Consider the following 8,994-nt stretch of genomic DNA (forward strand, 5'->3'; position numbering starts at 1 on the left):
GCGCTGTTACCTCCGACTTCTATCCCATGGTGCGCGGGCGCCTGACCCATATCGCCGGTGATGCGGTGGGTGAGGGGGCTCGCAGTGGTCGCGAAGGGGTCGATCGGGAGCTCAACTTTACTACCACGACGACCCTGCCAGCCGACAACAAGCTGGTGGCAGGGAAATGGCTCTCCGGCCCCGGCGAGGTATCGGTCGACAGCGAACTGGCCAAACGACTCGATATCAAGCTGGGGGACATGCTCGCCTTTACCATCGAGGGGCGCAGCTTCGGGGCACGGGTCACCAGTCTGCGCAGTATCAAGTGGGACAACATGCGGCCCAACTTCTACATGCTCTTCTCACCCGATCTGCTGGCCCCCTTCTCCCGCACCTGGATCGGCAGCTACCGGCTACCGCCAGAGGGGCGTGCCGCCGAGGTGGGGTTGATCCGCCACCATCCGACGGTGAGCCTGATTGATGTGGATGATCTCATCGTGCGGCTGACCCGGGTCTCGGAGCAGGTGAGCCGGGCGTTGGCACTGATGTTGGGGCTGGTGACGGTGGCGGCGCTGCTGGTGCTGCTGACCCAGACTCAGGCCAGCATGGCCCAGCGGCGGCGCGAACTGCTGTTGATGCGCACTCTGGGGGCTGGCAGCGCGCTGCTTGGCAAGATGTTGCGCTGGGAGCTGGTGGCGAGTGGCTTGCTGGCCGGACTCTGTGCCGCCATTGTGGTGGAGTTGTGTGCCTTTGCTCTGCAGTTCTGGTGGTTTGATGGTCAGTGGCAGTTTCACTGGCGCATCTGGCTCGGATTGCCAACCCTGGGGGCGCTGCTGGTCACCCTGGCCGGTCAGGGAATGCGGCGCCAGCTGCTGGCTGGCACCCTGAGCGATCGGCTGCGGGGGCTGGGTCAGGGACTGTTGTAATCCCGCCAGCGCGAGCCGATGCACACAAGGTGCAATAGCGCAGCCACCATAAACAAGCAGCCCGGCCATTGGCCGGGCTGCTTGCTATGCGAGGAGCTGACGCCGCGAGCGGGTGTGAGTTAGCGGGGCTCGCGCAGCAGATTGGTGAGGGCGCTCGACAGCTCGGGATAGCTGAAGTGGAAACCGGCCTGTTGCAGCCGTGCTGGTATCACCTTTTGTCCGGTCAGCAGCAGATCTGCCGCCTCCCCCATCACCAGTTGCAACAGCGGCGCCGGGACGAAGAAGAGGTGTGGACGGTGCAGCGTGGTGGCAAGGGTCTGGCTGAACTCCCGGTTGCTGACCGGATGGGGCGCAGTGCCGTTGAAGATGCCGCTGCACTCTTCGTGATCCAGCAAGAACAGCATGGCGCGCACCAGATCCTGCACATGGATCCAGCTCATCATCTGGCTGCCTGACCCCATGGGGCCGCCGAGTCCGAGTCGGTAGGGGGGGAGCATTTTGGGCAGGGCGCCGCCATCCATGCCAAGCACCAGCCCGATCCGCACGATACAGACTCGGGTTTGGCGGCTCTGGGCTTCCTGCGCCAGGGTCTCCCACTGCTGGCAGAGCTGGTGGGTAAACTCGTCGTTGGGAGAGCGGCACTGCTCGTCGAGGGTTTCGGTGCCCTGTCTGCCATACCAGCCGATGGCGGAGGCGTTGATCAGCACCTTGGGCGGCGTGCTGGATAGCTTGATGAGATCCACCAGCTGCTCGGTCAACAGCCAGCGGCTATCGCAGAGCAGCTGTTTGCGCGACTCGCTCCAGCGTCCGGCGGCGATGGGTTCGCCGGCCAGATTGATCACCGCGTCCACGTCATTGAGGTCATCGAGCCGGTCGAGGTTATCCAATACCTTGATATCGTGACCGAGCAGGGAGTAGGCGTGGCTCCCCTGCCTGCTCAAGACCACGACCTCGTGATTGACCTTGAGATGGGCAACCAGCTTGCGGCCGATAAAGCCGGTCCCTCCGGTAATAAGAATCTTCATCGCTGCACGCTCCTGCTGCCGTTTGCTCTACTCTAATGGCGTCGTCCTCCTGCAACAAGTGGACGAGCTTGGCATGTGTTGTTCACTAGACTGGTTTTAACTCTATCTTTTTCTTACCAGATATTGTTCAACAATAGTTTGAATTGATTGATTTTTGTTGGGTGGAGATTTGTTGAACAATCGCTATTATGGCGACCCTTTTCGCCTGTCCAACGAGGCTGTCACCCATCATCCGAGCATCAAAGAGGCCGCTATGCCATTTCGTCGTTTGAAACTTCGCCAGCTTTACTCGAGGATTCTGCTGGCGCTGCTGATGGGGGGCGGGATCCTGCTGCTGGGGGTTGTTGCCGTTATCTGGCAGACGGTGACGGAGATAGAGCGTGATGCCGATTCACGGTTGCAGCATGCCCGTATGATGTTTGATCGCTCCATCGGCCATGCCCGGCAGGCGGCCATCAATGTGGAGGGGATGCTTGGTCACTCCTGCAAGGAGGCGGCACAACTGCTGCGCGAACAGGTGGCCACTGTGCCTGATGTCCGTTCCGCCAATCTGGCTGTCGGCAGCCACATCTACTGCACCTCGCTCTATGGTGACTACGATGGCCCCTTCAATCCTGACAGTTATGTGGATGGCAGGCTGCAATTGCTGCCTGGCAATGAGGTCACACCGGATCGCCCCTTGATCGTGCTGCGTCATGAAACGGACAAGGGGAGTGTGCTGATCGGTGTAGATGGCTACTACCTGCGCAATACCCTGGAGATCTCCAGCAAGAACTCCCCGATGGCTCTGGTGGTGGGGCAGAGGGCTCTGTTTGGTTCAGGCCAGGTCGGGGCGGCGCCCTCTCCGACAGAAGAGGGTTATATTGCCCTCGCTTCGGCCGATTTCCCCTATCAGGTCGTCACCCGGGTCACGGTACATGACTACTGGAGCCACGCATGGCGCTACTCCAGATATACCTTGTTCCTCTCTCCGCTGCTGGCGCTGCTGATTGGATTCGGCACCTTCAGGCTGATGGGGCGTAGCAGCTCACCAGCGGAAGAGCTCAAGCGGGCGTTGATCGAAGAGGAGTTTATCCCCTATCTGCAGCCGGTGGTCTCCGGTGAGGATGAGCAGTGGCGTGGCTGTGAGGTGCTGATGCGCTGGCAGCATCCCAAGCAGGGGATGATCTCGCCGGATCGCTTTATTCCGCTGGCGGAAGATAGCGGGCTGATCGTGCCCATGACCAGCCTGTTGATGGCGCAGGTGCGCGATCACTTCTCCCCTTATGCCCGCAAGTTGCCGGCAAAGTTCCATTTTTGCTTCAATATCAGCGCCAAGCACTTTCAGGACCTTGACCTGTTGGCTGACTGCAAGGCGTTTCTTGACGCATTTAAAGACAATCCCGTTGATTTGGGGCTGGAGCTGACCGAGCGTGAACTGCTGGTGGCTGATGAGACAACCGCTCAGATGTTTGCCGAACTGCGCAAACTGGGCGTCTTGATCTCTATCGATGACTTTGGCACCGGTCACTCCAGTCTCACCTATCTGCAACAGTTTCAGGTCGATGCACTCAAGATTGACCGGAGCTTTGTGGAGATGATCGGCACGGATGCACTCTCCAGCCATATCGTTGAAAACGTGATTGATCTGGCGAAGCGACTTGAATTGATCCTGATCGCGGAGGGGGTCGAGAAGCAGTCGCAGGCGGACTACCTGCGGGCGCGCCACGTTGACTATCTGCAAGGGTATCGTTACAGCCGTCCCATTCCGATGAAGCAGTTTTGCAAGACCCTATTTGGCTGAACGGTTTAATGGGGAGCATAAAAAACCAGCGATCGCTCGCTGGTTTTTTGTTGATACCGTTTGGCTTGGGCGTTCAGAGCATGCGCTGGAGGGCGCGGGCCAAGCGTTTAACCCCCTCCTCGATGGTCGCTTCATCGACGCAGGAGAAGCTCAGGCGCAGGGTGTTCTTGATCTCGGGGCGCACGTAGAAGGGGGCGCCGGGTACGAAGGCCACTTTCTCTTTGATCGCCTCGTCAAACAGCGCCATGGCACTGATGTGGGCTGGCAGGGTCAGCCAGAGGAACATACCCCCTTCCGGTCGGGTGTAGCTGACGCCGGGCGGGCAGTGACGGGCCAACGCGGCCTCCATGGCAGCGCGCTGACGGCCATAGACCTCCTTGATCTTCTCCAGATGGGCGTCAAGGGAGTTATCCATCAGGAAGCGGTGCAGCACCTGCTGGCTGAAGGCGTTGCTGTGCAGGTCGGTCGCCTGTTTGGCGATGGTCACCTTCTTGCGCAGCCACTCCGGCACCAGCATCCAGCCCAGCCGGAAGGCGGGCACCACGGTTTTGGAGAAGGAGCCGAGGAGCACGGTATTGTTCGGCGCCAGCTTGGCAATCGGGGGCAGATGTTCACCTTCGAAGCGCAGCTCGCCGTAGGGATCATCTTCCACCATCAACAGCTTGTGGCGCACCAGTCGCTCGGCCAGAGCCTCGCGGTTGGCACGGCTATAGGATACACCGCTCGGGTTCTGGAAGTTGGGCACGCCGTAGAGCAGTTTGGCATTGGATCCGCTTGCCAGCAGCGCATCCAGCGCAGCCAGATCCAGACCCTCTTCTCCAAGGGTGATCGGCTTGAAGGTGGGCTGGTAGACAGAAAAAGCCTGAATGGCGCCAAGGTAACCCGGCTCTTCGATGATGAGATCCTGCCCCTCGTCGATCAGCACCTTGCCCAGCAGATCCAGCGCTTGCTGGGAGCCGCTGGTGATGAGGATGTTGTCCGGATTGATCTGCATGCCGTGGCGGGCCAGATAGCGGTCGGCAATATACTGGCGCAGCGGGGCGAAGCCTTCGGTCGCCGCATATTGCAGGGCGGCAGTCCCCTGTTCGCGCAGCACATCCTGACAGGCCTGATCGATCGCCTTGACCGGAAACAGGTGGGGATTGGGCAGGCCACCGGCGAAGGAGATGATCTCCGGATTGGCGGCAACTTTGAGGATTTCACGGATAAAGGAAGGCTCGACCTTCTCGAAGCGCTGGGCAAAAAACGGCTGCATAGACAATTCTCTCGGCATGTGGGCGGTCGCTCCATTCGACCGCCAGGTTATCCGTTTGTATCAGATTTCAGAAATGAGGCAATGATTGTCACAAAAATCGCCAAAAAAGGGCTGGAACGACTCTACTGCGGATTATATTGGACGGTTAGTCGGTGTGGTGATGCCAGTGAGGGAGCTGGGAAGTGGATGGCCGGAATATTTGTTGCGCGAAACACTTGCGCCTTGGGCCTATCTTGGGATAATTCGCTCCCCTGTTTTCGCGGGTCGATGAAATGCCGAGCCGCGAGCGGTCCCGCTCGGGATCGGACACAAGATGTATTACCCGGATTGATGAAATAACGAGACCATTATGCCTGTGACCCAAGATGTATTTAACGAAGACGGCAAGTTCATGCGCAAGATCCGCAGCTTTGTCCGTCGCGAAGGCCGCCTGACCAAAGGGCAGGAGAAGGCCCTGGAAGAGCTCTGGCCGGTCATGGGTATCGATTTCGAGCCAAAGCAGCTCGATTTGGTCGCACTGTTTGGCCGCGAGGCACCTGTGGTGCTGGAGATCGGCTTTGGCATGGGCGCCTCTCTGGTGGAGATGGCCAAGAATGCCCCTGAGAAGAACTTCATCGGCATTGAAGTGCACTCCCCGGGCGTGGGCGCCTGTCTGGGTACCGCTCAGGAAGCGGGGGTCACCAATCTGAAAGTGATTTGCCACGATGCGGTGGAAGTGCTGGAGCACATGATCCCGAACGGTTCACTCTCCTGCCTGCAGCTCTTCTTCCCGGATCCCTGGCACAAGAGCCGTCACCACAAGCGCCGTATCGTACAGCCTGCGTTTGCTCAGGATATTCGCCAGAAGCTGGCCATCGGTGGCGTGTTCCACATGGCGACCGACTGGGAAAACTATGCAGAGCACATGCTGGAAGTGATGAGCGCCGCCGAGGGTTACGAGAATACCTCTGCCACCGGCAACTGGGTGCCCCGTCCGGACTGGCGTCCGCTGACCAAATTTGAGCAACGTGGCCACCGTCTCGGCCACGGAGTTTGGGATCTGATTTTCAAGCGTGTCAGCTAAGCTGGCACGTCAACACACCTAGCGTATCAACTAACTTGAGGAGCTATCATGGCCAATCGTAGCCGCCGCCTGCGCAAGAAACTGCGCGTCGATGAATTCCAGGAAATGGGTTTCGACATCAGTTTCAACTTCCCGGTCGGCACTGCCGAAGAGACCATCGATGCGGTAGTCGATGCGATGATCGATGAGGTTGTTGAACCCCGCAAACTGGCTTTTGCCGGCTCCGGTCACCTGGCCTGGGAAGGGATGATCTGCACCCAGCAACTGGGCAAGTGTACCGAAGAAGACCGCGCCGCCGTCAAATCCTGGCTGGAAGGCAAGGGGATGGAAGCCGTGGTCGTTACTGAGCTGTTCGACCTCTGGTACGGTGAACCGGCCTGATACAAGGCTGCCGCATCTGGCGCCTTGTTGTGGGTAACTGAAAAATCCCGCCGCTGGCGGGATTTTTGTCAGTGGGGATGGGATCTCCACCGCTGTTTTAGTCATGGAATCGCTTATTGCTTATGGTGTTGTCATCCGAATTACTGGCCAGCATCCTTGAAGAGGTGCGCCCGTTGCTGGGACAAGGCAAGGTGGCCGACTACATTCCGGCACTGGCTCAGGTACCGGCCGATCGGCTTGGTATTGCAGTCTGTAGCGTCGAGGGGGAGCTGTTCACCGCCGGTGACGCTTTTGAACCCTTCTCCATCCAGAGTATCTCCAAGGCCCTGAGCCTGACCCTGGCACTCACTCTCTATCAGGAGGAGGAGATCTGGGCCCGTGTTGGCAAGGAGCCCTCCGGCCAGCCCTTTAACTCGCTGGTTCAGCTCGAGTTCGAGCAGGGGATCCCCCGCAACCCCTTTATCAATGCTGGGGCGCTGGTGGTGAGCGATCTGCTGGAGACCCGCCTCACTGCGCCCCGTCAGCGTACCCTCGAGCTGGTGCGCCGTCTTTCCGGCAATCCGGCCATCATGGCGGATCAGGTGGTCGCCCGCTCCGAATATCAGCACTCTGCCCGCAACGCCGCCATCGCCTATCTGATGAAGGCCTATGGCAACTTCGAAAACGAAGTGGACAAGGTGCTGCAAAGCTACTTCAATGCCTGTGCCATTCGCATGAGCTGCGTCGATCTGGCGCGGGCATTCATCTATCTGGCCAACCGTGGTGTGCCACTGGGCGAGAGCGTGCCGCTGCTGCCCGCCCGCACCACCAAGCAGGTCAACGCCCTGCTCGCCACCTGCGGCCTCTATGACGAGGCGGGCGATTTTGCCTATCGGGTCGGCATGCCGGGCAAATCGGGTGTCGGCGGCGGTATCATCGCCCTGATCCCGGGCGAGCTCTGCGTCTGTGTCTGGTCGCCCGAGCTCAACAAAGCCGGTAACTCGCTGGCGGGCACGGCGGCGCTGGAGCTGCTGGCTGAGCGGCTGGGTCGCTCCATTTTTTAACCTTGTTCACTATGAATCGAGAAATCACCATGAAACGACATCTTCGCTTCCTGCAGGCCGCGCTGGCGACCTTACTGCTCTGGTGTGCCCTGCCCGCCGTGGCAGGGGAGTTGCCACCGCTCTCGCTGGCCGATGCCAAGGCCAAACAGGCTGTCATCCTGGATACCCGCGCCAGCTACTTCTATCAGGGGTGGCCGATGGAAGGGGAGAAGCAGGGCGGTCATGTGGCGGGCGCCGAGAACCTCTCAGCAGAATGGAAATACAGCGATGAAGAGTGGCCAAAGGCGCTCGAGATCAAGGGGCTGAAGGCCGATCGTCCGGTTGCCCTCTACGGTGCGTCCCGCGAAGTGGCCGAGGTGGCCCGTCTGCTGCGCAAGCAGGGGATCAAGCAGCTGTTCGAGCTGCAAGGATGGCAAGCCGCACCGCGCGAGTCGCTGGCACGCTGGCAGCAGCTGGTCTATCCGCGCTGGTTGGCGGATCTGCAAGAGGGCAAGCCGGTTGCCGCGGCGCCCAAGGGTGACTGGAGGCTGTTTGAAGTGGATTGGGGTTCACCCAAGGCCTACCTCATCAGCCACATCCCGGGGGCCGGTTATATCGATACCAACAGCCTCGAAGAGGAGCCGCTGTGGAACAAGGTCTCTGACGAAGCGCTCAAGAAACTGCTGCTGGATAACGGCATCCGTCACGACACCACCGTCATCCTCTATGGTCGCAACACTATGGCGGCTGCCCGTGCCGCGCACCTGATGATGTATGCGGGGGTGGAAGATGTACGACTGCTGGACGGTGGTCTGGATGCCTGGTTTATCCAGCACCTGCGCACCGAAACCGGTCTGCCCAACAAATATGAGCCGGTGAAGGAGTTTGGCGTGGCCATTCCCGCTCACCCCGAGTACTACACCACGTTAAGTCAGGCAAAAGAGCTGCTCAAGAAGCCCGATAGCGCACTGGTCAGCGTGCGTACCTGGGACGAGTTTGTCGGCAACACCTCAGGTTACAGCTACATCAAGCCGAAGGGCGATATCCCGGGGGCCAAGTGGGGTCACGGTGGGGTGGATGCCAACAGCATGAGCGATTTCCACAACCCGGACGGCACCATGAAGCCGGCCCGCGAAATCCTCGCCATGTGGGAGCAGTGGAACATCGAGCCAACTCAGCAGGCTGCGTTCTACTGCGGTACCGGCTGGCGCGCCTCCGAGGCCTTCTTCTACGCCTGGCTGATGGACTGGAAACAGATCAGCGTCTACGACGGCGGTTGGTACGAGTGGAGTTCCGATCCCAAGAACCCGACCGTGACCGGTGAGCGTCAGCCCGCCAAGTCATGATTGCGCGCTGGCGCTGAAAAGAAGAGGCCGGACAGAGATGTCCGGCCTTTTTCATTGGCTCTGTCCCAATTACGTGTTGAAAGGCTAATCTTGAAGTAGGCCATCACCTTGAGGTCTATCATCATGGATACCCCAGCCTTTCAACACCTGTTGTCCCTTTTTCCCCAGTTAACCCTGCGCCAGCGCCGTGTTGCTCAGCAGGAGCTTACTGCAC

8 protein-coding genes are annotated in these 8,994 nt (G+C 59.6%); 6 read left to right on the top strand and 2 right to left on the bottom strand.

Features of this window, described 5'->3' with window-relative positions; all coding sequences use genetic code 11:
- The coding region (locus AB5Y92_RS11145; RefSeq protein WP_368226782.1) for an ABC transporter permease at positions 1 to 905 on the top strand (905 nt) is incomplete at its 5' end.
- A gap of 119 nt (positions 906 to 1,024) precedes the next feature.
- On the opposite strand, the gene AB5Y92_RS11150 is transcribed toward AB5Y92_RS11145, so the two are convergent.
- On the bottom strand, positions 1,025 to 1,930 hold the full coding sequence (locus AB5Y92_RS11150; protein WP_368226783.1) for a TIGR01777 family oxidoreductase: 906 nt from the start codon (positions 1,928 to 1,930) through the stop codon (positions 1,025 to 1,027).
- A gap of 253 nt (positions 1,931 to 2,183) precedes the next feature.
- Between AB5Y92_RS11150 and AB5Y92_RS11155 the strand changes: the two genes are divergently transcribed.
- Positions 2,184 to 3,713 carry an EAL domain-containing protein gene (locus AB5Y92_RS11155; RefSeq protein WP_064337622.1) on the top strand — a complete coding sequence of 510 codons (1,530 nt, stop codon included), beginning with the start codon at positions 2,184 to 2,186 and terminating at the stop codon, positions 3,711 to 3,713.
- Between the two features lie 73 nt (positions 3,714 to 3,786).
- Here the strand turns inward: AB5Y92_RS11155 and AB5Y92_RS11160 are convergent, their stop codons facing one another.
- Positions 3,787 to 4,968, bottom strand: coding sequence for a PLP-dependent aminotransferase family protein (locus AB5Y92_RS11160; RefSeq protein WP_368226784.1), 1,182 nt, complete (start codon positions 4,966 to 4,968; stop codon positions 3,787 to 3,789).
- Positions 4,969 to 5,317: 349 nt separating this feature from the next.
- Between AB5Y92_RS11160 and trmB the strand changes: the two genes are divergently transcribed.
- The 4 genes from trmB (at position 5,318) to AB5Y92_RS11180 (ending at position 8,780) form a co-directional block, all read left to right on the top strand.
- Positions 5,318 to 6,031 carry a tRNA (guanosine(46)-N7)-methyltransferase TrmB gene (trmB, locus tag AB5Y92_RS11165; protein WP_005335228.1) on the top strand — a complete coding sequence of 238 codons (714 nt, stop codon included), beginning with the start codon at positions 5,318 to 5,320 and terminating at the stop codon, positions 6,029 to 6,031.
- Positions 6,032 to 6,079: 48 nt separating this feature from the next.
- Entirely contained in the window at positions 6,080 to 6,412 is a 333-nt protein-coding gene (locus AB5Y92_RS11170) for a YggL family protein (protein WP_005348158.1), read from the top strand.
- A 122-nt stretch (positions 6,413 to 6,534) separates the two neighbouring features.
- Entirely contained in the window at positions 6,535 to 7,455 is a 921-nt protein-coding gene (glsB, locus tag AB5Y92_RS11175) for a glutaminase B (RefSeq protein WP_368226785.1), read from the top strand.
- 29 nt (positions 7,456 to 7,484) lie between these two features.
- Entirely contained in the window at positions 7,485 to 8,780 is a 1,296-nt protein-coding gene (locus AB5Y92_RS11180; RefSeq protein WP_204383968.1) for a sulfurtransferase, read from the top strand.
- Positions 8,781 to 8,994 lie beyond the last annotated feature (214 nt).

The sequence above is a fragment of the Aeromonas sp. R1-1 genome, from assembly GCF_040908495.1.
GTDB lineage: Bacteria > Pseudomonadota > Gammaproteobacteria > Enterobacterales > Aeromonadaceae > Aeromonas > Aeromonas veronii.

What these genes read in the sequence shown, in the direction of transcription:
- AB5Y92_RS11170 (WP_005348158.1), top strand. Translation starts at nt 6,080, where the DNA reads ATGGCCAATCGTAGCCGCCGCCTGCGCAAGAAACTGCGCGTCGATGAA.
- AB5Y92_RS11150 (WP_368226783.1), bottom strand. Translation starts at nt 1,930, where the DNA reads ATGAAGATTCTTATTACCGGAGGGACCGGCTTTATCGGCCGCAAGCTG.
- AB5Y92_RS11155 (WP_064337622.1), top strand. Translation starts at nt 2,184, where the DNA reads ATGCCATTTCGTCGTTTGAAACTTCGCCAGCTTTACTCGAGGATTCTG.
- AB5Y92_RS11160 (WP_368226784.1), bottom strand. Translation starts at nt 4,968, where the DNA reads ATGCAGCCGTTTTTTGCCCAGCGCTTCGAGAAGGTCGAGCCTTCCTTT.
- AB5Y92_RS11180 (WP_204383968.1), top strand. Translation starts at nt 7,485, where the DNA reads ATGAAACGACATCTTCGCTTCCTGCAGGCCGCGCTGGCGACCTTACTG.
- trmB (WP_005335228.1), top strand. Translation starts at nt 5,318, where the DNA reads ATGCCTGTGACCCAAGATGTATTTAACGAAGACGGCAAGTTCATGCGC.
- glsB (WP_368226785.1), top strand. Translation starts at nt 6,535, where the DNA reads ATGGTGTTGTCATCCGAATTACTGGCCAGCATCCTTGAAGAGGTGCGC.